25 protein-coding genes are annotated in these 25,146 nt (G+C 40.5%); 11 read left to right on the top strand and 14 right to left on the bottom strand.

Annotation, left to right across the window (positions count from 1 at the left end; translation table 11 throughout):
* Nucleotides 1–6: 6 nt before the first annotated feature.
* From HWV00_RS03870 to HWV00_RS03850, 5 genes are all read right to left on the bottom strand, one after another.
* Nucleotides 7–210, bottom strand: a complete 204-nt coding sequence (locus tag HWV00_RS03870) for a twin-arginine translocation signal domain-containing protein (RefSeq protein ID WP_211684807.1) — start codon at nt 208–210, stop codon at nt 7–9.
* Nucleotides 211–232: 22 nt separating this feature from the next.
* Nucleotides 233–832: a molecular chaperone gene (locus tag HWV00_RS03865; RefSeq protein WP_255554900.1), complete on the bottom strand. Its 600-nt coding sequence runs from the start codon at nt 830–832 to the stop codon at nt 233–235.
* Nucleotides 833–856: 24 nt separating this feature from the next.
* Nucleotides 857–2,560 (bottom strand): 4Fe-4S dicluster domain-containing protein, encoded by a 1,704-nt coding sequence (locus tag HWV00_RS03860; protein WP_211684805.1) that lies wholly within the window; start codon nt 2,558–2,560, stop codon nt 857–859.
* 276 nt (nt 2,561–2,836) lie between these two features.
* Complete coding sequence (locus HWV00_RS03855) at nt 2,837–3,517, bottom strand: DUF3306 domain-containing protein (RefSeq protein WP_211684804.1); 681 nt, start codon at nt 3,515–3,517, stop codon at nt 2,837–2,839.
* The gene (locus HWV00_RS03850) at nt 3,507–3,989 is read right to left on the bottom strand and encodes a DUF3305 domain-containing protein (RefSeq protein ID WP_211684802.1); all 483 of its coding nucleotides are present in this window, start codon (nt 3,987–3,989) and stop codon (nt 3,507–3,509) included. Before HWV00_RS03850 ends, HWV00_RS03855 begins: the two co-directional genes overlap by 11 nt.
* Before the next feature lie 166 nt (nt 3,990–4,155).
* On the opposite strand from HWV00_RS03850, the gene HWV00_RS03845 reads away from it, so the two are divergent.
* Nucleotides 4,156–5,046 carry a formate dehydrogenase accessory sulfurtransferase FdhD gene (locus HWV00_RS03845; protein WP_211684800.1) on the top strand — a complete coding sequence of 297 codons (891 nt, stop codon included), beginning with the start codon at nt 4,156–4,158 and terminating at the stop codon, nt 5,044–5,046.
* Nucleotides 5,043–5,957 carry a helix-turn-helix transcriptional regulator gene (locus HWV00_RS03840; RefSeq protein ID WP_211684798.1) on the top strand — a complete coding sequence of 305 codons (915 nt, stop codon included), beginning with the start codon at nt 5,043–5,045 and terminating at the stop codon, nt 5,955–5,957. Before HWV00_RS03845 ends, HWV00_RS03840 begins: the two co-directional genes overlap by 4 nt.
* 130 nt (nt 5,958–6,087) lie before the next feature.
* Here the strand turns inward: HWV00_RS03840 and yiaY are convergent, their stop codons facing one another.
* On the bottom strand, nt 6,088–7,236 hold the full coding sequence (yiaY, locus tag HWV00_RS03835) for an L-threonine dehydrogenase (RefSeq protein ID WP_211684796.1): 1,149 nt from the start codon (nt 7,234–7,236) through the stop codon (nt 6,088–6,090).
* Nucleotides 7,237–7,450: 214 nt separating this feature from the next.
* Nucleotides 7,451–8,584, bottom strand: coding sequence for an enoyl-CoA hydratase/isomerase family protein (locus HWV00_RS03830; RefSeq protein WP_211684794.1), 1,134 nt, complete (start codon nt 8,582–8,584; stop codon nt 7,451–7,453).
* Between the two features lie 120 nt (nt 8,585–8,704).
* Here HWV00_RS03830 and HWV00_RS03825 point away from each other — a divergent pair, with 120 nt between their 5' ends.
* Nucleotides 8,705–9,274: an alkylphosphonate utilization protein gene (locus tag HWV00_RS03825; RefSeq protein WP_211684792.1), complete on the top strand. Its 570-nt coding sequence runs from the start codon at nt 8,705–8,707 to the stop codon at nt 9,272–9,274.
* 172 nt (nt 9,275–9,446) lie between these two features.
* On the opposite strand, the gene HWV00_RS03820 is transcribed toward HWV00_RS03825, so the two are convergent.
* Entirely contained in the window at nt 9,447–10,166 is a 720-nt protein-coding gene (locus HWV00_RS03820) for a YebC/PmpR family DNA-binding transcriptional regulator (protein WP_211684791.1), read from the bottom strand.
* Between the two features lie 233 nt (nt 10,167–10,399).
* Between HWV00_RS03820 and HWV00_RS03815 the strand changes: the two genes are divergently transcribed.
* The 3 genes from HWV00_RS03815 to HWV00_RS03805 all read left to right on the top strand — a co-directional run bounded on the left by HWV00_RS03815 (nt 10,400) and on the right by HWV00_RS03805 (nt 12,899).
* Nucleotides 10,400–11,857 (top strand): M48 family metalloprotease, encoded by a 1,458-nt coding sequence (locus HWV00_RS03815; RefSeq protein ID WP_211684789.1) that lies wholly within the window; start codon nt 10,400–10,402, stop codon nt 11,855–11,857.
* Nucleotides 11,858–11,950: 93 nt separating this feature from the next.
* Nucleotides 11,951–12,301 (top strand): arsenate reductase (glutaredoxin), encoded by a 351-nt coding sequence (gene arsC / locus HWV00_RS03810; RefSeq protein WP_211684787.1) that lies wholly within the window; start codon nt 11,951–11,953, stop codon nt 12,299–12,301.
* Between the two features lie 13 nt (nt 12,302–12,314).
* Nucleotides 12,315–12,899, top strand: a complete 585-nt coding sequence (locus HWV00_RS03805; RefSeq protein ID WP_211684785.1) for a DUF2069 domain-containing protein — start codon at nt 12,315–12,317, stop codon at nt 12,897–12,899.
* Between the two features lie 149 nt (nt 12,900–13,048).
* Here the strand turns inward: HWV00_RS03805 and hda are convergent, their stop codons facing one another.
* Both hda and HWV00_RS03795 read right to left on the bottom strand, forming a co-directional pair.
* On the bottom strand, nt 13,049–13,762 hold the full coding sequence (gene hda / locus HWV00_RS03800) for a DnaA inactivator Hda (RefSeq protein ID WP_211684783.1): 714 nt from the start codon (nt 13,760–13,762) through the stop codon (nt 13,049–13,051).
* A gap of 97 nt (nt 13,763–13,859) precedes the next feature.
* Nucleotides 13,860–14,906, bottom strand: a complete 1,047-nt coding sequence (locus HWV00_RS03795; protein ID WP_211684781.1) for a DUF2066 domain-containing protein — start codon at nt 14,904–14,906, stop codon at nt 13,860–13,862.
* A 203-nt stretch (nt 14,907–15,109) separates the two neighbouring features.
* Between HWV00_RS03795 and HWV00_RS03790 the strand changes: the two genes are divergently transcribed.
* Entirely contained in the window at nt 15,110–15,247 is a 138-nt protein-coding gene (locus HWV00_RS03790) for a uracil phosphoribosyltransferase (protein ID WP_211684779.1), read from the top strand.
* A gap of 88 nt (nt 15,248–15,335) precedes the next feature.
* Here the strand turns inward: HWV00_RS03790 and upp are convergent, their stop codons facing one another.
* Nucleotides 15,336–15,962, bottom strand: coding sequence for a uracil phosphoribosyltransferase (gene upp / locus HWV00_RS03785; protein WP_211684778.1), 627 nt, complete (start codon nt 15,960–15,962; stop codon nt 15,336–15,338).
* Nucleotides 15,963–16,184: 222 nt separating this feature from the next.
* Between upp and purM the strand changes: the two genes are divergently transcribed.
* Nucleotides 16,185–17,225 (top strand): phosphoribosylformylglycinamidine cyclo-ligase, encoded by a 1,041-nt coding sequence (gene purM / locus HWV00_RS03780; RefSeq protein ID WP_211684777.1) that lies wholly within the window; start codon nt 16,185–16,187, stop codon nt 17,223–17,225.
* The gene (gene purN / locus HWV00_RS03775) at nt 17,225–17,872 is read left to right on the top strand and encodes a phosphoribosylglycinamide formyltransferase (protein WP_211684776.1); all 648 of its coding nucleotides are present in this window, start codon (nt 17,225–17,227) and stop codon (nt 17,870–17,872) included. Before purM ends, purN begins: the two co-directional genes overlap by 1 nt.
* 111 nt (nt 17,873–17,983) lie before the next feature.
* On the opposite strand, the gene HWV00_RS03770 is transcribed toward purN, so the two are convergent.
* Complete coding sequence (locus HWV00_RS03770; RefSeq protein WP_211684775.1) at nt 17,984–18,760, bottom strand: class II glutamine amidotransferase; 777 nt, start codon at nt 18,758–18,760, stop codon at nt 17,984–17,986.
* A gap of 159 nt (nt 18,761–18,919) precedes the next feature.
* The gene (gene lpcA / locus HWV00_RS03765; protein ID WP_211684774.1) at nt 18,920–19,510 is read right to left on the bottom strand and encodes a D-sedoheptulose 7-phosphate isomerase; all 591 of its coding nucleotides are present in this window, start codon (nt 19,508–19,510) and stop codon (nt 18,920–18,922) included.
* A gap of 438 nt (nt 19,511–19,948) precedes the next feature.
* Between lpcA and fadE the strand changes: the two genes are divergently transcribed.
* Nucleotides 19,949–22,468, top strand: coding sequence for an acyl-CoA dehydrogenase FadE (gene fadE / locus HWV00_RS03760; protein WP_211684773.1), 2,520 nt, complete (start codon nt 19,949–19,951; stop codon nt 22,466–22,468).
* A 295-nt stretch (nt 22,469–22,763) separates the two neighbouring features.
* Entirely contained in the window at nt 22,764–23,768 is a 1,005-nt protein-coding gene (locus HWV00_RS03755; RefSeq protein WP_211684772.1) for a hypothetical protein, read from the top strand.
* A gap of 75 nt (nt 23,769–23,843) precedes the next feature.
* Here HWV00_RS03755 and HWV00_RS03750 read toward each other — a convergent pair whose 3' ends face one another.
* Complete coding sequence (locus HWV00_RS03750; protein WP_211684771.1) at nt 23,844–25,112, bottom strand: NupC/NupG family nucleoside CNT transporter; 1,269 nt, start codon at nt 25,110–25,112, stop codon at nt 23,844–23,846.
* Nucleotides 25,113–25,146: the final 34 nt, after the last annotated feature.

The following is a 25,146-nucleotide window of genomic DNA, read 5'->3' as shown; positions in this document are numbered from 1 at the left end:
CTCCGCTTATAGAGAATCGTAGTAATCACGAATGTGTTGAGTTTCATGGTAACCTGTTGTCTTTTCCTGTTTATCTTGCTGACTTTGCGTATCGATAGACGCATTTGCTGAGGTTGATACACCTGTCGCAATTGCACCTGCCGCAACACCTAAACCAATATTTTTTAATAATTGGCGGCGGTTTTCATCCGGCTTATTTTGTTTACTCATCCAGTTTGATCCTCTATCGTTATTATTTTTTTACGTCGATAAAACGTATTTTTTCAATGCTTAAAAATTGCAAGGCGAGCTCTGCAACAGCGCTATAAAACACGGCGTTTTTAGCTACCTTTAAATCCTGACAAAAGCGTTCAAACCAAGTATCGATATGACGATTGAAAAACTCGGCTTGTACCTTGTGATTATTTTCTGCGACAAGCATCGTCATGACTTCGAGCAATGCCGCAATATGGTCTTCTGGTTCTTTCACCGATTCGTCACGTTGAAATCCCAGTTTTTTCAAATCATGGCGTAAATGCGCTAATGGCATTTCCATTAGTGAACCAGTCAGGAACCAAGAGCCAAACGGCACGATCTCACCGTGGCCAATACCAATAAACAGATCTTGATATTCATCTTCCACTGCGGTTAATAACGTCTTTTGTGACGCGAGTTTTAATAACGGCCAAGCCGCTGACATACCCGTGGTTTGAATCAACTCATTCGGTGCATCTACATCTAAATTCGCTAACCAATCAATCACGTCAGCGTCGGGAGCCTTACGTAATAAGTGAGCAAGCAAGCTATAGATATCGATACGTAATGTAGTTTCTTCAGCAATTGGCTGTGACATGTTTTGTGTTTCCATCATTTCGTTTTACACTCGCAACTGACTTGTTGGATCATCAGCCATGTCAGAAAAAATATCGCGTACACGACAGTCTTCACACATAGATAAACGGCGAATAGCATCACCCTGAAATTGTGAATGACCTTGTAATTTCTCGGTCAGCATTTTAATCATTGAGGCTGGCGCAAATGCTTTACCGCAACTTAAACAACAAGCCGCTTCTTCTTCGTGGATCATCACTGCACTTTGGCGATTTTCAGCATCCCAATTAAGTCCAGGTTTTAAGCTGATGACTTGCTCTGGGCAGGCTTTTTCACATAAGCCACACTGCACACAATCTTGCTCTTTAAACTGTAAACCGGGACGACCACCCACTGCGTGTAATGCGCGTGTTGGACATACTGCTACACAGCCCATGCATAAGGTGCAATCATCAGTTTTACATTCAACGCTACCGTAAGGTGCATTTTCTGGTACGTCAGACTGTGTCGGCTTAACCGTGCTTTGTACGTGTAATCGATCTAATGCACTAAATAGTTTTTCACGCTTAGTCCCTGATAATTGTTCGGCTAATACACCGCTATCCATCACTGCGATCTTATTATCAGCAACAGGTAATAAAGAGGCTGGGAACACGACAAAGTCAGCTGCTTTATTAAGATCGAATAAGCAAATACGGTCAGCTTCAAAACCAAGTTCCGTTAAGAAGTTATTGGCGATACCTAATTCATCTTTTAATACACGATCAATCGTTGCAGGGAGGTAAGCGATATTCGTTGCAAGCAGTACTTGGTGCGCACCGTAAACCAACGCGCTAAACCAAGTATCGACCCCCACAGTCGCTAACTCTTCCAATGCTATCGGGATCACATTCGACGGTAATGAAGGCAATTGCGCTGCGAGCGCCTCTTCATCTCGATGACCAAAGAATAAAATCGTCGGCTTCTCACCACCCGCCATTTGATAGCTGTTTAATAAACGGTAGATAAAGTTCTGCGTCTTTTCAGCCTCAGGTAATGCGTAAGTAATAGCTTCTGTCGGACACGCGGTTGCGCATGTACCTACGCCCTGACATAAGAACGGGTTTATTTCGATAGCATGACCATTACTTGATAATGCACCCGCCGGACAAGCATCAACACAACGTGTACAACCACTCACACCACGTGATGAATGGGCACAAATGTCATTGTCTAAACGGAAGTATTTTGGTTTATCAAACGTACCTAACATGTCAGGTAAAGTTTCAATCACATCTGCAATCGCTGCTTTACCACTGCCAACGGGGTAATAACCGGGTGCAGGTATCTCGGTGTTGATAATGCTATCAGCGCTCATATCAACCACTAAATCAAAGCTATCACCACCGATCGTGACTTCTGCTAGGTTGGTATAGGTATTCAGTAAGCTACCCGCTACACGGCAGTTCACTTCGAACGCGCCAAGGTAGCCTTTAATCATAACGTCATCACTGAAAAATACGTTTGTGTCCTTGCTCGCTTTCACCGCTTCTGTCGCAGAGGTCGCAAGTAGTGTCACAGAGTTAAGCGTGGCAAATTGCGGCGCTAACGCAGTGATCGTATCGTATGCACCAATGATCAATAAATTCCCGCGGCTCTCGTAAGAAACCGTTGGTGGGATCAAGTTAGATAATTCAACCGTGCCCGCAATCGCCGTTAAGCGTGCTTGACCATTGTTATCAGTAAATGTTTCTAGAATACTTCTTAACATTGTTATTCCTGTATACTCGTCACCGCTATTCAGTGTCGATTAAACTGCGAGTTTATTCTCGCTGCTCTTAAGGCTGCACTACCGTACAATTCGCACCGTATTTTTCTGTAGCTAATAGAGCAATAACCGAACCAACTTTTAACGGAATAAAATGACTTATAAAGAGCTAAAGTCAGATAAGGATAGTTGGGGTATTTCTAATTGAGACATTTTGTCGCTACAAATAATCACACCTGCATCAAATTGTCCCGATTAAAAATAAGGTTTTTAGTCCCTTTATGTCTCATCTTGCTGATAAGTTTTGTGATGAACCTCATCAGCGCTAGGTGAATGTTCGAAATCTTCCGTGACGGGTTCAGTAATCTCATCTTCCACTACTGACGTTTCTGCTGTTTGTATTTCAGGGTCTTCTGTTAGCTCTGTATTTAACTCTCGATCTATTTCCTGGTCTAGCGCGACGTCTTGCTCTGGTTCATCTAATACCTTGTTAACCCAACCACGTAGCTGCTTCGCGACACTGTCATCAAGTTTGGGGATATTAGAAAAGTCTTCAGTATGATCATCCATATCACTGATATAATTGAACTCGTCAGAGTGAAACAGTTTGGCTAACGCTGCCTTTTTAACTGATTTATCAACACCCTGCTGCAAGAATGAAGCAACACCACTATCAAAAGTGACGCTATCTGCATCGGCAATCGTGAGTGTTTCATCGCTACTTTTATCTGCAAGACCATTCTGCTTATCTTTATCACTCGCTACCGCATCATCGGTAACATCATTACTGAGCCCATCCACTTGATTTGATTCTGAATTAGATTCATGAACCTGTTCAATTATGAGCTCAGGCTCTAGCGACTCGACTGCGGCTTCATTTGTATCAAGTAATTCTTTTGAAGCCTTGTCTTTAGCTGTTAGAGAACGACTTGACCAACGTTGAAAAAAGTTAGTTGCCACTTGAACGTCCCTTCTTATCTTTATAACGTTTCTTTTTAAATTCAATTAGTTCGCCGTGACGCCCAATAAAAGCTTCCATCCAAGCCTGTACCGGTAATGGCATTTGAATATGTAACACTTGATAGTCACCATCCATATAACTGCTCGCGACACTTTGCGCGACAGTAATAAGTAACGGTGATAGCTGCTCATTATTTTCTTCACAAACAATAAATAGATGCGGGTCTTGTGAGCTGAGGTTAAAACGGTAATCGGTCCGTTCATCGCGGTATAAGGTTAATACACGCTCATAGCTAATGCCGATGCTGGCATCATCTTGTGTGTGGTTGTGATCATACAATTCAACATTATCAATAGACCAAGACAAGGTCGTCCAGCGTCCAATTTGTTTCTCTTCAGAACAAAGACGAAACTTGATTGGCCAACTTGATTCGTCTTTTTCTAAGCGCTTATGTTCATCAGCTTGTTGCACACATGCTCCTTTGTTCTATTTTTATAATTATTTAGAATTTGTTATCTAACTTTCCCTACTCAGCAAAATTTAGACCAAGTTATAAAATAATGGCAAATAAAATAGTTAAGTTGGAATGAACCTTGCTTTACCTCTTCATAGATATATAAACAAGTAGGACTTTCGGATGCCGCAATTACCAAAAATAATTAGAACCAACTCTTCAGTTGAACACACTATGACTGTTGACATCATGGATGAGTATGGCGATACCATGACCAAAGAGATCGCGTGCGAACATCCTTTAACGATTTACTTAAACTGGGTTGAAGTAGTGACAGTGATGACACTTGGTGCTCGCCCAGCCGACCTCGTATTAGGGTATTTAAAAAACCAAGGCTTCATTGAAGACATCAGTGCGATTGAGTCATTGATCATTGATTGGGATTCTAACTCTGCCGCCGTGATAACCCATGAAAGCACCGATGGCTTAGAAGAGAAGCTAACCAAAAAAACGGTTACCTCTGGCTGTGGCCAAGGCACGATGTTTGGTAACGTGATGAAAAAACTAGAAGATGTCACACTACCACAACCCACATTACGCCAATCAAGACTGTATGGTTTGTTAGAGGCACTAACCCACCACAACGCAACCTATAAAGCAGCTGGTGCAGTACACGGTTGCGCCGTTTGTAGAGACACTGAGATCTTATCCTTTGTTGAAGATGTTGGTCGTCACAACGCTGTTGATACCTTGGCTGGTGAGATGTGGTTAAAAGGCCAAACAGGTGAAGATAAAATTTTCTATACAACGGGCCGTTTAACGTCTGAAATGGTCATTAAAGTTGCGCAGATGGGTATTCCTGTATTGCTATCTCGTTCTGGTGCGACTCAAATGGGTTACGACTTAGCGAAAAAACTGGGTATTACCATGGTTGCGCGCGCGAAAGGAAATCGCTTCCAAGTGTATAACGGTATGGCTAATTTAGTGTTAGATGTGAAAGGCCCTGAAGCAGACGCTCTTTCTCAATCACAACCTAAAACACAGTCACAAGATCCAATTGGTAAAAGTGCATGAGTGAACACTTTCCCGCGTTTATGAACGTGAAACAAGTGGCAGAGTATTTAGACCTGAATGAAAAAAAGGTCTACACACTGGCCAATGACGGGCATTTACCTGCAACCAAAGTAACGGGGAAATGGTTATTTCCAAAATCGATGTTGGATAAATGGCTACTCGAATCTTGCCATAATGGCGCGCTGAATGATCGCCTCTTAATTGCAGGCTCAGATGATCCACTCTTGCAATTGGTTGTGGGTAAAATGGCGCAAAAACTTGGTAGTACTGCATTGGTGGGTTATACCTCAACTGGCACACGACAAGGTCTGGCAATGCTGAGTAAAGGCCATGTTGATATGTGTGCGATTCACTGGGGTCATGCCGAAGAAGCGAGCTTACGCCACCCTGCATTATTGCAACAGTATCCAGGTCATAAAAACTGGGTGTTGATCCATGCGTTTGAACGTCAGCAAGGCTTAGTGGTAAGTAAAGAATTGGCTGATTTAGTCAACTCACGTTCGTTAAATTTACAAGAGTTATTAACATCACGCTGGCGTTGGGCCTTACGTCAAGAAGGGGCTGGTAGTATGCGTGCGTTAGCAGAGTGGTTACACAACCATGCGACAACGGTTGAGATGCTCACAGCAGCTGAAACCTGTCACAGTGAACGAGAATTAGCATCTTGTATTGCCCGTGGTGAAGCAGATGTAGGTTGTGCGAGTCAAAGTACCGCTGGTGAGTTTGGGTTAGGCTTCATTCCACTGAGTACCGAAGCATTTGAATTAGTGATCCCAAAAAATATCTATTTCCGCACCTTACAACAACAATTGCTACAGTCATTATCTGATATGAAGATCCAAGCCAAAGGTGATCAATTAGGTGGCTATAACTTTAGCCGGACAGGTCAGCAAGTTTGGAGTGCGAATTAGTCTCCTGCGCATCAAAATAGAGGTGTAAAAAAGCCCAGATATCGAAACGCGTACTGGGCTTAATTACATTACCTTACTGGAGTTCAGCTTTATTGCGAGGCATGATGAAACAATACTCGCAATAAATTAATTACATTGCTGCGTTAAAGATCGCGCAAATTTCTTCGTGAGTAGCTTGTTTTGGATTTGTAAATCCGCACGCGTCATTTAAAGCATTTTTAGCCAATTCAGGGATATCTTCAACTTTTACGTTTAAACTTGTTAAACCTGTTGGGATACCGACTGCTAATGCTAATTCTTTAATTGCAGCAATCGCCGCTTCAGCCCCCTGCTCTGCAGTCATGTCTGCAACATCAACGCCCATTGCTTTTGCAACATCACGTAAGCGGTCAGTACAAACTTGAGCGTTATACGCCTGTACATGTGGCAGTAACACTGCATTACATACACCGTGTGGTAAATCATAGAAACCACCTAGCTGATGCGCCATCGCATGTACATAACCTAACGATGCATTGTTAAATGCCATACCCGCCATGAACTGTGCATATGCCATTTGTTCACGTGCTTCGATGTTTTCGCCATGTGTTACGGCTGTACGTAAATTCGCTTGGATCAATTCCATCGCTTTAATTGCAACAGCATCCGTAATTGGCGTCGCAGCAATTGATACATATGCTTCTACCGCATGGGTTAATGCATCCATGCCCGTTGCCGCAGTTAATGACGCAGGTTTTGCTAGCATCAACTCAGGATCATTAACAGACATAAGTGGTGTCGTATTTTTATCTACGATCGCCATTTTAATATGCGTTGTTTCATTAGTGATGATACAGAAACGTGTCATCTCTGATGCTGTACCCGCAGTCGTATTTATCGCAACAAGTGGAAGCTGTGCTTTTTCTGATTGATCAACACCTTCATAATCAGCAATATTACCGCCATTAGCAGCCACTAATGCAATGCCTTTAGCGCAATCATGCGGTGAACCACCACCTAATGAAATAACGAAGTCACAACCCTGAGAATTTAATAATTCCAGACCGGCCGCAACATTTGCCGTTGTTGGATTTGGCTGTGTACCATCAAATACAGCAGATTCAACATCGCGTGCAGCTAACAAGTCTTGAACTTGTTTAACCATGCCGATGCTATTAATCACTTTATCTGTCACGATTAATGCTTTTTTGAAACCATGAGATTTGATCGCGTCGGCAGCTTGAATTAAGCAACCAGCGCCCATTAGATTGTAAGCAGGAATGAAAAATGCAGTGCTCATAATATATCTCCAAAATAAATAATTGTTGCGGCAATACACTTTGCAAATGCATTGTAAGCAATAATCATCTCAGCATAGCCAATTGATAGCGCAACCTGCCACCAGGTAACCACTTTGAGGTGATTATAACTTTTATCCTTATAAAATAAAGGGCTTTATAAAACAAGCTAAACACAACTACCTAGTTTGGTATATACGTCACACATTTAAGTAATTAAGATGCAAATTTAAGCATATCTAAGGGATGAGCAGAGCCTCGCCAAGGTGACAACAATAAACTATCCACAAAACTCATAGGCACATGATCTATTTTTTTATATAACCAATCTGGTTGATTATCTTTATCCACTAATAACGCACGCACACCTTCAACTAAGTCGCCATGCAAACAAACGTTAACAGCGATATCCAATTCTAAACGGAAACAATCAGCAAGCGACAAATCTGTATATTGGGTTATTTGTTGATATAAGATATGCGCCGATATCGGGCTGCCAAGCAGTAATTTGTTAATGCCTTTTTGCAACCAGTCACTGTGATGCTGATGCCCTTCAATCTCGTTAATCACAGCCGTTAAATTCAATTTTTGGCTCAGTCCAGTGAAGAATTCTTGATGGATAGATAAGTTATCAGCAGCGAACAAACTGTCATCATAGAGCGTGTTAAGAAGAGTATCGACTTGAGTAGGATGCTCAACCATATCGGCGTGCCAATCTAGCGCTCGTAATTCTGTCAGTAATTTTGCTTGCAGAGCTGACGGGATTAGATACTCGCTTAGACCAAGGTATTTCGCATCTCGGGCATTAATACTCGCACCAGTGAGGCCGAGAAACAGTCCGACACCAGGCTGAGGTAAACGATTTAAAAACCAAGTTGCACCCACATCAGGAAATAAGCCGATAGTAATTTCAGGCATCGCAATACGTGCTGTTTCAGTTACCACACGATGACTCGCGCCCATAAACAGACCAAGCCCGCCGCCCATAATAATGCCGTCGCCCCATACGATAAGTGGCTTACCAAAATTATGTAATAGGTAATCGACTTGATACTCTGCTGTAAAATACTCACTCACAGCTTGCTGTTTTGCAGTATTGCCTACTGTATTCACTAAAGCTTGCTGGAGTGATTTCACATCACCACCCGCACAGAATGCTTTTTCACCCGTGCTGGTCAGTAATACACTCACCACACGCTTATCAGTTTGCCATGCAAGAAGTTGCTGCCGTAACAATGGAAACATATCCGCGCTTAAGGCATGTAACTGACGCGCCTTATTAAGGGTAATAAGACCAATAACATGACCGTCATTTGTCGTTAACTCATCAAATAGTACGCTTGCTTCCATGTGAACTCCAACTTGATAAAAAACCAGTGTAGCGAGCTTGAGAATTGAAATCTATTGTGAGATACCCAAAATACTCACGTTGTGGCATAATAGCCCCACAAAATCTAGAGGATTAATTCAATGACTATCGAAACAACGCTATTACAACGCAGTGATTCTAAATGTGAAATGTGCACATCAGAATCTAACCTATCAGCTTATGAGCTACCTGAATCGCCAGAAAAAAGCTCTGACTGTGCAGTAATGCTTTGTGATACTTGCCTTGATCAAATCAACACTTCTGATGCACTTGATGCAAATCATTGGCGTTGCCTAAACGACAGTATGTGGAGCCAAGTACCAGCAGTACAAGTACTTGCATACCGTATGCTTCATCGTCTAGATGCAGATTGGTCACGTGATCTACTTGATATGATGTATATGGAAGAAGACGTAAAAGCATGGGCTGAAAAAGGCGTGTTAATTGCGGCAATGACTGATTCTCCAGCGCGTGACGTTAACGGCACAATTCTACAAGCTGGCGACAACGTAAACATCATTAAAGATTTACCTGTTAAAGGTTCAAGCTTAGTGATTAAACGCGGTACAGCGGTACGTAATATCGGTTTAACAGATAACCCATTACACATCCAAGGTCGTGCGAACGGTACTGCGATGGTAATCATTTCTGCATACTGCAAAAAAATGTAATTTGCTTAATTTGTCTCGTTCTGAATACGTAGGCAGCTATTTTTAAGTTCGTGACAACTAAGTAGATCAAAAAAGGCCGATTACCCATTCTGATAAAGAAGTGGTAATCGGCCTTTTTATATGCGGTATTTATATGTGTATAAAAACCGCATTTCATTAACTGTATTAATAATTAGTCAATGATCGCATTGTGATATACATCTTGTACATCATCACTGTCGTTTAACGCAGCAAGGAAACGTTCGAACATTTCAACGTCATCACCCGTCACTTCAGTTTCTACTTGTGGCAAGAACGTGATGTCTTCTGCATCAAATTCAATATCAGCAAACGCTTCTGATAATGCTACTTTCGTTTTGTAGAATTCAGTATGTGGAACATAAACAGTGATTGTACCGTCTTCATTCTCAACATCAGCTACATCTACTTCCGCTTCCATCAATGTTTCTAATACTGCATCTTCGTCATCAAATTTGAATTCAAATACAGCTTGATGATCAAACATGTGTGATACAGAACCTTGAGCACCCAATTTCGCGCCATTCTTAACGAATGCTTGACGAACTTCAGTGAAAGTACGCTTACCGTTGTCGGTTAGACATTCAACGATAACCATGCAGTTACCTGGGCCAAAGCCTTCATAACTTGCACGTTCATAATCTTCACCGCCAGCGCCCGATGCTTTTTCAATAGCACGTTCGATTACGTGAGTTGGAACTTGATCTTTTTTCGCTTTTTCAATGATGCGGCGAAGACTTAAGTTGCTATCAGGGTCGCCACCACCACTTTTTGCAGATACATAGATCTCTTTACCATATTTAGAGTAGATCTTAGTTTTCATGCCAGCTGTTTTAGCCATCGATAATTTACGGTTTTGGAACGCTCTGCCCATCTTAATTCACTCTCATTTTAAATTTGAAATAAATACTTACCGATTTTAGCAGGATTAGTACCAAATTTTCCACAAAAGCGTAAATATCTTATCTTTCATCAATAAAAATTAACCAAACAGACCTAGGAACTTTACGTATTATCAGTCGTCTTATAAATTGTCATTGTTATCAGTTAATAATATGTTCTACTATGTTAACTAGTTTGCTTAGCTTTATTACATAGGTCGCCAATTTGCTTCTCAAGAAAATATTTCGTTTAACCAGTACCGCATTATTTGTCGGCACTTTAGGTCTGGTTAGCTCAGTGCAGGCCACCAACAAGCTTCCCGAGATCGGCACTGCAGGTGTGACAGCCTTATCTATTGACCAAGAACGCCAATATGGCGACGCTTTTATTAAAGTCGCACGCGGCTCTTTTCCGATGGTCAGTGATCCAGTTTTACAAGAATACATTGCTGAGTTAGGGGCTAAATTAATTAGCAAAACGGACTCCGTTCGCTTCCCATTTAACTTTTTTCTCATCAAAGATGATGAAATTAATGCCGCGGCATTTCTTGGTGGTTATGTCAAAGTACACACTGGGTTATTTTTATATGCCGAAAATGAGTCTGAATTTGCATCCGTTATCGCCCATGAAATCTCACATATTACTCAGCGCCATCTTGCGCGTAGTTTAGAAGCACAAGCAGGCAATAGCCAATTGACCGTTGCTGGTTTAGTCGGTGCAGTATTATTAGGCATTGCTAACCCCGTTGCTGGTATTGCGATGCTGCAAACGACTGTCGCAATTAATGCCCAGTCTGCGATTAACTACACCCGTGCAAATGAATTTGAAGCAGATCGTATTGGTATTCAAGTAATGGCGAACGCGGGTTATGATCCGGCTGCAATGTCGACCTTCTTTGGTAAGTTATCAGCACAATATCGTTTTAGCTCAACACCGCCACAAATGTTAATCACTCACCCATTACCAACGACTCGTATTACCGAAGCGCGTGACAGAGCAGCCTTATACCCAAGCCGCTATTATCAGCCTAGCCTCGACTATCAACTAGCCAAAGCGCGTATTCAAGTTCGCTATGGCACATTAAAGCCAAAAGAAGCACTCCAATTTTTTCAACATCAACTTAAAACGGGTTCATTTATATTAAAAGATGCAGCGCTATACGGCCAAGCCCTGGCTTTATTACAATTAAAGAAAAATGAAGAAGCGAAAAAAATTGTCGTCGGATTAGCTGCATCACAGCCAAACAACCTTTTTTATCTTGATACGCTGACCGATATAGATTTAGCGTTAAAGCATAATGACGAGGCTATCAAACGATTACAAAAAGCCAATGACAGATATACGAATAACCCTGTCACCACAATCAACTTAGCTGTAGCGCTGCAGCAAGATAAAAGGTATGACGAAGCGGAAAAACTAATCCGTCATTACTTACGTGATAATGAAACCGATATGATTGCTTTAAGTATTTATATTGATTTGCTGAGACAAACCGATGACAAAGTTAGAATGTATGTACAGCGAGCAAAAGTAGCACAACTTAAAGCGAACTATCCAAAAGCACTCAACGAACTGCAATCAGCACGCACGCTAGCAACAAGTTCAGCGGATATCGCACGAATTGATGCACATATGGAACAAGTTGAGTTAGAAAAGCAACAAATGCAAGCGCTTCAAAACTAGCCAAGGGACAGGAAAAAAGGCAAAATGGGGCTTAAAGGACCCCATTTTGTTTTAAGATTTATTTAAGACTTGTTTTAAGGAATAGGCCAAGCCATGACTACTGTTACTATTTATCACAACCCTCGCTGCTCTAAAAGTCGTCAAACTCTTGCATTACTTGAAGAGCAAGGTGTTACACCCAGCATCATTAAATACCTAGACACACCACCGTCAGCAGCGCAACTACAAGAAATCCTGACTTTGTTAGCATTAGCACCACGTCAATTAATGCGTATCAAAGAAGCGGAATATAAAGCATTAGGATTAGATGATACCAACTTATCCAATGATGAACTTATCGCAGCGATGATCGCAACACCTAAGCTAATTGAACGTCCTATCGTATTAGCAAATGGTAAAGCTGCCATTGGTCGTCCTCCTGAAAATGTTTTAGCAATACTCTAACAACGAGCAAATAATGCAAACAACACAAGAAATGCAAGCAACACAAAAGCGTATTACTCAGTACCGTTTTCTGGGACTATTTGGCTACTTTGGCCTGATCATACTCATGTTCGTATGGCAGCTATGGCTAACACCAGAAAAAAGTCAAGATCATACGCAATCGCAAGCATTAGCAGAACTCACTGCAATGGCAGACGTAAACCCTGAGTTACTACCGCAAGTTGAAGCCGAAAAACAAAAATGGCTGGAGCGCCAAGCATCACACGAATCAAACCCGCTCGCAAAAGCATTAATTTGGATATTTCCATTATTACTGCCTTTGTACGGACTCGTTAAAGGTAAGCCATACACGGCAGCATGGAGTAATTTTGTTGTCATGATCTATTACATGCATTCATTAACGCTCATGTATACCGACCCTGATGAACGCTATCTCGCTATACTCGAGTTTGCTTTAGCTAACTGTATGCTGTTTGGTAATGGCATTTATGCGCGTATGCAGGGCAAACAACTAGGCTTAGGTCTTGATAAACTGAAAGTTGTGATGGCAGAAGAAAAAGAACGAGAAGAAGCATACAAAACACAAAAGAAAGATTAAGACTGTCTAAACAGAGTTCATCGATTGAGTTTATTTAACAGGCTCGCGTTGAAGTCACACTGAAATAAAAAAGGAAATAGGTCATCGGCCCTATTTCCTTTTTTTATGTGCGATTAAAAAATCTTACTTTCGTTTATGGAAGGGCTGGCTTACAGAGAAAGTGTTTCTTTAACGAATGGGATAGTTAATCGGCGTTGCGCACTAATTGACGCTTGATCTAATCGATCTAATGTTGCAATCAGAGTTTTCATATCACGCGATGAACGGTTTAACAGAAAGCGACCCACATCAACGGGTAATTTCAATCCTCTAAACTCTGCACGTAGCTGTAATGCAGCAAGCTTACCGTCATCATCTAATAACTGTAATTGATAGCTCACGCCCCAATCGAGTCGAGACAACAAATCGGGTAATTGAATACCTAAGTGCCTTGCTGCGCTATTCCCCGTTACAATTAATGATCCTGGATTATCTTGATCATGACTATCGAGCCAACGATTGTAAAAATTAAATAAGGCGACTTCCCACTCTCGAACACCGGCAATCATTTCAATATTATCAATACAAACAATATCAAGATGTTCCATACCATCTAATACAGATGGGGACATCATGGCTGACATTTCCATCGGTAAATAAGCGGCTGAACGATCAGCGTCCGTACACTCGGTACAGGTTGCGTGGAGTAAATGAGAGGTGCCCGAACTTCGGCTACCAAATAAGTAAATAAATGGATCACCGTCGCCGACAGCAGCATTTTTTAATGCTGTGAGTAGCTGGACATTAGCACCGGGGTAAAAACTCGCGAAAGTTTCACCATCGGGTAATTGTACTGGTAAAGAAAGTTGTGCTGGAGTGTTCAATATCACCCTTTCATACAATCATAAGATTAGTGTGGCCATTGTAGCACCTCAATGGCCGATAGAGAACGGCTAGCAAAAAAACACAATGCAAAATTGCTTAATTTGTCGCGTTCCATTGAAAATTCATGTCACCAAGGGCATTTTCACTACTTTGGATCCGTTGATCTAGTGATAATTCAGTCAATAGATCGTCTTGCGTACCGAGTAATACCAACTTTAACTGAATACTTGATCCACTCACGATCTCAAGATCAACTTGTGCAACCGCAGATAACTCAGAAAACATCTCAATCAATTTTGCATAATCAGTAATACCAGTAACCGCATCTACATTTAAAAACACCACTTCATTATTGCCTGATGCTTTTACGCTATAACGCTCACCTAAATGATTCGCAAGGTTATTTGTTAGCGCGATACCAATACTTTCAAGTTCACCTTGGCCTTGGCCGTTTAACCAAATTTCATAAGGTTGATTTGTATTACTACGACCGTACATACTCCAATTTAGTTGGTAATCGTCATTCTGCTTAATGATCTTAGCAATAATATAATTATCTGCAGCATAACGTGTTGAAGCGAGCTCAACAGGATCGGTGAATTGTCCCCACAGATCACTGCTACTTACTTTCAGTTGATCATCAAGATCCATAATTGGGAATAACACAGGAATACCACGTTTGTTTGCTTGGGCTTTAATTGCATTGATAAAGTCGGCGTAATCAGTGTCATTCTCGCCTTTTACACTTCGGCTAAAGTTTTCATCAACCACCAGCCATAAAACTTGCTGTGGACGGTTTTGGCTCCACACACCAAACTCGCTACTGCGTAATAAGCGATTTATTTTTTGCTCATTAAAGCTTGCTTGTAAATAACGTTCGCCGTCAACACGCTCTTCAGCCTGTTTAACCAAATACTCACGGGCTCTGAGCAATGCTTTTTTGATCACAGGGTTTGTCGCAATTGTCGCATTACCAGATATCTTCACGAGTACCTCAGCAAATGCCACTTTCTGTAAATCGCGGTTAGTTTGGTTACCAACAGCCATAACAGATGCAGAATAAAGATGCTCAACTTCAACCGCACGTGTAGTTAACGGTAAAAGAGATAACAATGATAATAAAATAGGAAATAAACGCTTCATACGATCCTTTTTAAGAGTAACGTGATGACTCAAATTGATTATTTAGATAATAACATAGCAAAGACTATTAATTTACCTCAAATAATAACCAAACCATACACTAAGTCCAACATATTCCATGACATCAACCTAATTAGCGATATAGCAAAAACTTGACCATACTAAAATATCAAGGAGTTAACTTAAAATGAAGGGGAATATTTATGTATTTTCAATCTAAAAATACAGATGATAAGCAGGCTGATAGTGAACGATACTTTAATATTGATATTGAGAAGGTTTATATATTGAATATGCTGTTCATATGGGGCGGGTATTTAGTGGGTAATCAAACAGAATAAAAAGGGTGGTAAAAAAAGACACCAACATAATTTGTTGATGTCTCTATAACTCAATTAATCAGATTAATTCAGTTGCTTATTACTGTACTTATTTAGTACCGAAAATCTTATCGCCAGCGTCACCAAGACCTGGAACGATGTAACCTTTTTCGTCTAAACGTTCATCAACAGATGCAGTGTAAAGCTCGATATCTGGGTGTGCTTCTTCTAGCGCTTTTAGACCTTCTGGTGCAGCAACAAGAATAAGCACTTTAATGCGCTTACAACCTTTTGCTTTTAACAGGTCTAATGTTGCGATCATAGAACCGCCAGTTGCTAACATAGGGTCAACAACAATTGCTAAACGTTCATCAATGCTGTGAACGATTTTTTCGAAGTAAGATACCGCTTCTAATGTTTCTTCATCACGGTAAATACCAACAACACTTACACGTGCACTTGGCATATGTTCTAGTACACCATCCATCATGCCTAAGCCAGCACGTAGGATTGGCACTACAGTTACCTTTTTCCCTTTGATTTGATCAACGGTAACATCACCATTCCAACCTTCAATGGTCTTCTGCTCTAACTCTAAATCAGCCGTTGCTTCATAAGTAAGTAGGCTACCCACTTCTGTTGCTAGTTCACGAAAACGTTTAGTGCTGATATCCGCAGCGCGCATTAAACCCAGTTTATGACGTACTAACGGGTGTTTTACCTCAACAACTTTCATGGAATCTCCTAATAAAATCAAAGTAAGTGCAATACAAAAACGCGCAATATTACCAATAATGGCACTATAATGATAGCTTATTCCAAGGAAAAGCCAGAGTTAAGAATAAAATCAATTAGCAGGTCAAACAAGGCATAATTTTGTTTCTATTATGTGAGTAAAGTTGTTAACATGACCGCGATTTTTTAATCCAATTGATACGATTAGTTTGTGAGGGATCCAGTGAGCAACCAAAATACTTCTCTAAGTTATAAAGATGCAGGCGTTGATATCGACGCAGGTAATGCATTAGTAGAACGCATTAAAGGTGTAGCGAAAAAAACTAAACGCCCTGAGGTTATGGGTGGTCTAGGTGGCTTCGGCGCTCTTTGCCAATTACCTACTGGTTATAAAGAACCAGTGTTGGTTGCAGGAACAGACGGTGTAGGAACGAAACTACGCCTCGCTATCGATTTAGCTAAATATGATACGGTAGGTATCGATTTAGTTGCTATGTGTGTAAACGACCTTATTGTACAAGGTGCTGAACCACTATTCTTCTTAGATTACTATGCAACAGGCAAGCTAGATGTAGATGTAGCTGCATCTGTTGTTACCGGTATCGGTGAAGGTTGTTTATTATCTGGTTGTGCGTTAACAGGCGGTGAAACTGCTGAAATGCCAGGTATGTACGACGGTAAAGATTTTGACATTGCTGGCTTCTGTGTTGGCATTGTAGATAAAGAAAACATCATTGACGGCACTAAAGTTGCTGCCGGTGATAAACTTATCGCTTTAGGATCGAGTGGCCCTCACTCAAACGGCTATTCTTTAGTTCGTAAGATTCTTGAAGTATCAAAAGAAGATCCAAGTCAAGCATTTGGTGATTCTACATTAGGTGATACCCTTCTAACGCCAACTAACATCTATGTTAAGTCTGTGCTAGCTGTGCTGAAAGAGTGTGAAGTTCACGCTTTATCACACATTACTGGTGGTGGTTTCTGGGAAAATATCCCACGTGTACTACCAGCACAAACAAAAGCTATCATTGATGAAAATAGCTGGCAGTGGCCTGAAATTTTCAACTGGTTACAAGAAAAAGGTAACGTTGAACGTACGGAAATGTATCGTACATTTAACTGTGGTGTTGGTATGGTTATCGCTCTACCAGAAGCACAAGTTGAAAAAGCACTGGAAATATTCACTGAACACGGCGAAAATGCGTGGCTAATCGGTGAAATTGCAGACGCTGCAGAAAATGAAGAACAAGTAGAGATAAAATAATGTCTAAACAAGCATCTATCGTAGTATTAATTTCTGGTAATGGCAGTAACTTACAGACCATTCTAGATCAGTGCGAACAAGGTACGATTAACGGCAAAGTAACTGCTGTTTTTAGTAACAAAAGTACTGCCTATGGCCTAGAGCGAGCTCAACAAGCGGGTGTAGATGCAATCTCACTTAGCCAAGTTGATTTCGCTGACCGCGCTGCATTCGATGCAGAGCTAATGACACAAATCGATCAATACCAACCTGATCTAATTGTGTTAGCAGGCTATATGCGTATTTTAAGTGACAACTTTGTTCAGCATTATGCTGGCAAGATGCTTAATATACATCCTTCTCTATTACCTAAATATCCAGGTTTAGATACACATCAACGTGCAATTGATAATGGCGATGAAGAACACGGTGCTTCAGTGCACTTTGTTACACCAGAGTTAGATGCTGGTCCCGTTATCCTACAAGCAAAAGTACCAGTATTTGCTGACGATACGGTAGATGATTTAAGTTCGCGAGTGCATACTCAAGAACATATGATCTACCCAATGGTTGTGCAATGGTTCTGTGCTGAACGTTTAGCAATGACTAACGGAAAAGCCGTACTTGATGGTAAAGAACTAGCACAAAGCGGCTACGCTGCTGACTAAGTTAGTTAACTAACCCTAGATAATAAAAAGCCTTTATCGCATGACTGCATAAAGGCTTTTTTAATGGCTTTAATTTTTATGACTGTACTAGATGCTACAAATAAATAAGTACTACTTATTTGTTAACATAATACTACCTCGACAAAATACACAGTATTCACCGGGCTGCATTTTATGCCACACTTCATTATCAGTCAGCGGTTGCGTTGCAATAATAGCCACTACATCTGTATCTGACGTTTCATTCTCAAAGTTAATTTCAATGTTTTCATCGATTAACTGAGCATGGCCAAACGGCGCTTCGCGAATAATATGATGTAAATTGTTCGTGCAGTACGCGAATACAAAGTCACCATCTGTTAGCAATAAGTTGAATACACCCAACGCTCTTAATTGATCACACAAAGTGGCAATAAAACGAAATACCGCTTTCATGTCATCAGGTTTAGTTGGAAACTCTTTACACACTTCCTGTAAAATCCAACAGAATGCTAATTCACTGTCGGTTTCACCAATCGGGGTGTAAAAACCAGTCGCTAAACCTTGATAATCAGTTAACTGGCCATTATGCGCATACGTCCAGTTTTTACCCCAAAATTCACGGGTAAAAGGATGGGTATTCTCTAATGCTACACCGCCACGATTCGCCTGACGAATATGTGAAATAACTGCTTGGCTTTTAATTGGGTAATTTTTTACTAATTGAGCAACTTTAGATTCACAGCTTGGTTTAGGATCGCGAAAAGTACGGCAACCCTTGCCTTCATAAAAAGTAATTCCCCAACCATCAGAATGTGGTCCAGTCTTACCACCACGCTGCATCAGCCCAGAAAAACTAAAACAAATGTCGGTAGGCACATTTGCGCTCATACCTAATAATTCACACATATACTGATAACTTCACTTTTATGACTTATAACAACATTAACCACACAGGGCTAAATTCACTTCATAATCTTTATTCTACTTATTGCCAAGCAACTGTCTATGGCAAATAACACTATATTACGCACCATTGTGCAATATCATATAGCTAAACAGCCTAGATTAATCAGCATAACCCATCATTTTTTCTACTAGCTGAATTAACAGGTGAATCACTTTAATGTGGATCTCTTGAATACGATCAGCATAACCAAAATGTGGCACGCGAATTTCGATATCTGCGATACCCGCCATTTTGCCGCCATCTTTACCGGTTAATGCAATCGTCTTCATGCCTTTTGCTTTCGCAGCTGCAAATGCGTTTAACACATTTTGTGAATTACCACTGGTACTCAATCCCAATAGCACATCACCTTGCTGGCCAATACCTTCAACATAACGTGAAAATACGTACTCATAACCAAAGTCATTACTCACACAAGACATATGGCTAACATCTGAAATTGCGATCCCAGCCATTGCAGGACGATTTTCACGGTAACGTCCAGATAACTCTTCAGCAAAATGCATCGCGTCACAATGTGAACCACCATTGCCACAAGATAACACTTTTCCGCCCGCTTTAAATGAATCTGCTAATAATGCCGCTGCAGCTTCAATATTTTCCGCGTTTTTAGAGTCTGCTAAAAAGTCATTTAAAACCTGTGCTGCTTCAGCTAATTCTTGCTGAATTAAGCCTTGATAATTTGTCATTTTTTATCGCCTTTACGTCTTAAAATACAGTTGTATAATAATACTATTGTTTCACAAAATAATGCACTTGTATTACTCATATAAATAAAAGGTTAAGCATAACCAAAAATAAGCTGACAGTATGATAAAGTGCTTAGTTAACACCCACTTACTACCCAAAAATAAGTACTAAATATCGTTATTTCTTGACCGAACTGACCTAAAATAAAGTTAAATAGGCAATTAAGTTATCCATCCAATAACGCTATTATCAGTGAACGCTTGTAAACCCAATTGGTCAAAAACAAGCGGTTAACGACAGGTTCTATAAATAGTATGTAAATTGCATGTAAAAAACTTGCTAATTTAATAGTTTTCAACTAGAACTAATAATTAAACCAGTCTTCTGGTCTGACCTCTGACCTAGCTATTTTAGTTGCTTTATGAAAGGAGAAAATCATGGCAACCACAATTTCACTATTAGCCTTAGTGGCAATATTTGGTACATTATCTTACCAACGAGCATCATTAGCTGCTTTTACTGGTGCGTTTTTTGTCGCACTTGCAGCCGTTTCATATTTCGGTGATGTACCACTAGCTATCTGGATAATAACAGCTGTAATTGCGATACCATTAAACATCACCAGTATTCGTCAAGGCTATTTAACAGCACCAATCTTAAAAGGCTTTCGTAAAATAATGCCTGAGATGTCTCAAACTGAGACTGAAGCATTGGAAGCAGGTACAACTTGGTGGGACGCTGATTTATTTAGCGGTAAGCCAAATTGGGAAAAACTGCATAATGTGCCTGCACCAGCACTAACTGCAGAAGAACGCGCTTTCCTTGACGGCCCTGTTGAAGAAGCATGTCGCATGGCTGATGAGTTTGATATCACTCACAATCGTGCAGACTTACCTCCAGAGCTGTGGGAATTCCTTAAAACTAAGGGCTTCTTCGCAATGATCATCAAGAAAAAATACGGTGGTCTAGAATTTTCAGCATTAGCACAATCAATGGTACTGCAAAAACTAACTGGCTCAAGCGCTGTAATGGCGAGCACAGTTGGTGTACCTAACTCATTAGGACCTGGTGAATTACTACAACATTACGGTACTAAAGAGCAACAAGATTACTACCTTCCTCGTCTTGCTGTTGGTGAAGAAATTCCATGTTTCGCACTAACAAGTCCTGAAGCCGGTTCTGATGCAGGTGCAATCCCTGATTTCGGTATCGTGTGTAAAGGCGAATTCGAAGGTAAAGAAGTTCTGGGTATGAAACTGACTTGGAACAAACGTTATATTACACTTGCACCTGTTGCGACTGTACTTGGTCTTGCAATTAAACTGCGTGATCCAGATGGTCTACTTGGTGATAAAGAAGACATCGGTATTACTTGTGCGCTTATCCCTACGGATATCCCAGGTGTTGAAACGGGTCGTCGTCACTTCCCACTTAACTTACCGTTCCAAAATGGTCCAACTAAAGGTAACGAAGTATTCGTACCATTAGACTACATCATTGGTGGTCCAGAAATGGCTGGTCAAGGCTGGCGCATGCTAGTTGAATGTCTGTCTGTAGGTCGTGGTATTACCCTTCCGTCATGCTCTGCAGGTGCAGTTAAACTTGCAGCACTAGGTATGGGCTCTTACACAGCTATCCGTCGTCAATTTAAAGTTGCGATTGGTAAAATGGAAGGTATTGAAGAGCCACTAGCACGTATCGGTGGTAATGCTTACCTGATGGGCGCAGCATCAACGCTAACAACAAGTGCAATTGATTTAGGTGAGAAACCATCAGTAATCACTGCGATTGTTAAAATGCATTTAACAGACCGTGCTCAAAAATGTGCTATCGATGCAATGGACATTTCAGGTGGTAAAGGTATCTGTCTTGGTCCAAACAACATGGCAGGTCGTGGTTACCAAGCGGCGCCAGTTGCAATTACAGTAGAAGGTGCAAACATTCTAACGCGTAACCTGATCATTTATGGTCAAGGTGCAATCCGTTGTCATCCGTTCGTATTACCAGAATTAACTGCAGCAGCACTTGAAGATCATAAGAAAGGGCTACAAGACTTTGATGCAGCACTGTTCGGTCATATCGGCTTTGCAATGTCTAACTTCTTCCGTTCATTCGTAATGGGCGTGACTAACGGTAAAGGGTCTGCAGCACCATTTAAAGATGAAACAGCGCAGTACTATCAACAGATGAACCGTTTAAGTGCTAACTTAGCGTTCTTATCTGATGTAGCGATGGGCGTACTCGGTGGTGACCTAAAACGTAAAGAACGTGTTTCTGCACGTTTAGGTGATATCTTAAGCCAACTATACCTATCGTCTGCAACGCTAAAACGTTTTGAAGATGAAGGTCGTCAAAAAGCTGATTTACCATTAGTACACTGGGCACTACAAGATTCATTATTCAAAGCTGAACAAGCGATTGATGAATTACTACGTAACTTCCCTGTTCGTGTTGTTGGTATCGCATTACGTGCAATGGTATTACCAGCAGGTACGCGTCTATCACGTCCTACTGATAAACTAGACCATGTTGTTGCAGGTTTACTACAAGTACCTTCTGATACACGTAGCCGCCTAGCAACAGATATGTACCTAACTGAAGAAGAAGGTAACCCTGTAGGTCTACAAGAGAAAGCCTTGAGAGACGTTATTGTTGCAGAACCTATCTTCATCCGTGTTTGTAAAGAGAATGGTGCGAAACAAGCATTTATTTACTTAGACAAATTTGCTGATATAGCGCTGGCTAACAAACAAATCACGGCAGATGAAGCTGAACTATTAAAAGTAGCTGAAGTTGGTCGTTTACGTACAATTAACGTTGATGACTTTGACCCTGAAGTACTTGCAGCTGACAAATCGTTAGTTAACCAACTAAACGGTGATTGGCGTGCACGTGCTCAAGCAGGCGTTACACAAAAAGCAGCACCTAAAAAGAAAAAAGCAGTAACAGCAGCTTAGTTTTAAAGTAAGCGCTTAACTTAAATAAAATCCCGCTACTGATAGTTTTCATAAATTATCAAGCGGGATTTTTTCGTCTAAAAATATAAATTAACAGTCATTTTTCATCTGATTTAATCGCTAATAATACAATAACACTATTAAATAACGCTATTATTTATTCTCCCTTTTATTGCCTATTCATTCCATAACTATACCTATATAATGCGCCGCATTAATTAGCACAAAACTCTAAACATGAACTCAGTTGCGACATATTGAGTTAATATATCTTTATGGATAAGTGAATATACCGATGAAATTGAAATCAGTTACAACAATGATGACCTTAGTTCTATTTCCACTGGCAACCCATGCTAACGTAATGACAACAGATTTAGCAATCAATGCGCTAAACCTGAAGGAGTTAGCATTAACTTACAATCAAGATAAAATTGCAAAAGCAACAGGAAGTGAAGCAGCTTCTCAAGCAGATGCACTATTAGTTGATATGGGCATTATCACTACAAAAGATTTAGCCAACACAAAAACAATGTCGCTAAAGCTAACCTCTTTTGTAAATGACTATAATGAACCATCAGGAAACTATATTGGTAACCTGTCTGATAAAAACATCGTTGAGCGAGTGTTAAATAAATGGAGTAGCGCGACGATCATCCAAGATAAAAAAGCGCTTAAGCAACTTAATAGCCTTATCGATCATGGTTACACCACGGGTTATAACGTGATTAACATGAAAGATGATTCAAACTTCAATACAGCGCTTATGATCCGTTATGGCCATAACAATATTAAGCATGCTACTCAGTTATTGTATTTAATGAAAAGTGAAGGCTTTGATCCCAAAGTACAGTTAACGCCGAAATCATCTGCATTTGAATATTTGCCTGAATGGGGCGAACCAAACTACTCTGTAACGACTTTAGAGAGCGGTAAAATGGTTTCAGTCGTAAAAGAATATAACTTGGATTTTGAGTTTGAAAACACTGTAAACAAAAACAAGTTTATGGCATTAATTAACAAATATGCTAAAAAAGATACAGCTAAAGAGACAGGGTTAATTGCTGAATCTTGGTGGCAGCCGTTCTATCGATCATACACAAAAACAGCTAATTACAGTGTACTGATAGAAAACAACGTAACCATCAACAACTATAAAATTGACTTATTAACGTTACCAGCTAAAGCTAAACTACAGGCGAAACAAGTGAGTGTAACAATGAACGGTGCTGAAGTAACACCAACGACAGTATGGGTTAACCCATCATTTTATCGTTACATGAATGGTGACTTTAAATAAAATAAAACACACCATCCTATTTGCTATACGCAGTGTATAAATAGGATGGTGTATCAAATACACTGACTCTAAACGTTAACTTAATCCAAAAAACAGCCCTGCAATTGTTGCAGCCATCAGATTAGACAATATACCTGCAACAAGTGCCTTCAACGCTAATTGAGATACTTCTGAACGTCGCTCCGGCACCATCATGCCAATACCTGCGATAGCAATCGCGATAGTACCCAAATTCGCAAAACCACACAGTGCAAACGAGAGGATCAGTTGGGTTTTTTCTGTCATTGCCATGCCAGTTGCATTAACAAGCATATCGCCATTAAGATAAGGCACTAAATTGATATAAGCAAAAAACTCATTAATAACAATTTTTTGGCCAATGAATGAACCTGCCAGCATAGCCTCATTCCAAGGCACACCCATTAAAAATGCAACCGGAGAAAAAAGGTAGCCAAGCATTAGCTGTAAACTCAGTTCAGGATAACCTAACCAACCGCCAATACCACCAAGTATACCGTTTAACAATGCGACTAAACTAACAAACGCAAGTAACATTCCGCCTACTTCGATCGCTAATCTAACACCGCTTGATGCTCCTGTTGCTGCAGCTTCAACAATATTCGAAGGTTCATATTCATCCTTGTCAGCTAAATCTTGCTCTACAATCGTCTCTGTTTCAGGTATCAGGATTTTGGCAAATAGCAAACCGCCTGGCGCAGCCATAAACGATGCTGCTAATAAGTATTCCATAGGAACGCCCATTTGTGCATAACTTGCCAATACCGTACCAGCAATAGATGCAAGGCCACCGCACATAATGGCAAATAATTCAGAACGCGTCATTTTAGGCAAGTAAGGTTTAACAAGTAGTGGCGCTTCGGTAACACCTAGAAAGATATTAGCAGTCGCAGACATAGACTCAGCTTTACTGGTTTTCAGTAGCTTTTGCATTGCCCCGCCAATCCACTTAACCACTAAGGGCATAATGCCTAAATAATATAATACCGCTGATAATGACGAGAAAAATACAATAATAGGTAATACTTGCAATGCGATGACAAAACCGCCACCACCAAAGAGTTCATACATTTTATCGCTAACTAAACCACCGAAAAGAAAGCTAATACCGTCATTACTGTAACCAATAACAGCAGATATACCATCAGCAATCGTTAATATGATTGTCTGCCCAATTGCAGAGTATAAGATGAAACCGCCTAATAGAAATTGAATTAAAAAAGCAAAACCAACGGTTCTTAAGTTGATTGCTTTTTTATTTTCAGAAAGAAGATAAGCGACACCAAGTAGGACTAAAATCCCGATAAGACTAATTATTGTTTCCATGTTTTCCATTTGCATTTGAGCATTTGAGCGTTAG

This window comes from Moritella sp. 24 (genome assembly GCF_018219155.1).
Lineage (GTDB): Bacteria > Pseudomonadota > Gammaproteobacteria > Enterobacterales > Moritellaceae > Moritella.
Note: the sequence above shows the minus strand (reverse complement) of the source record. Positions and strands in the feature narration are given on the sequence as shown.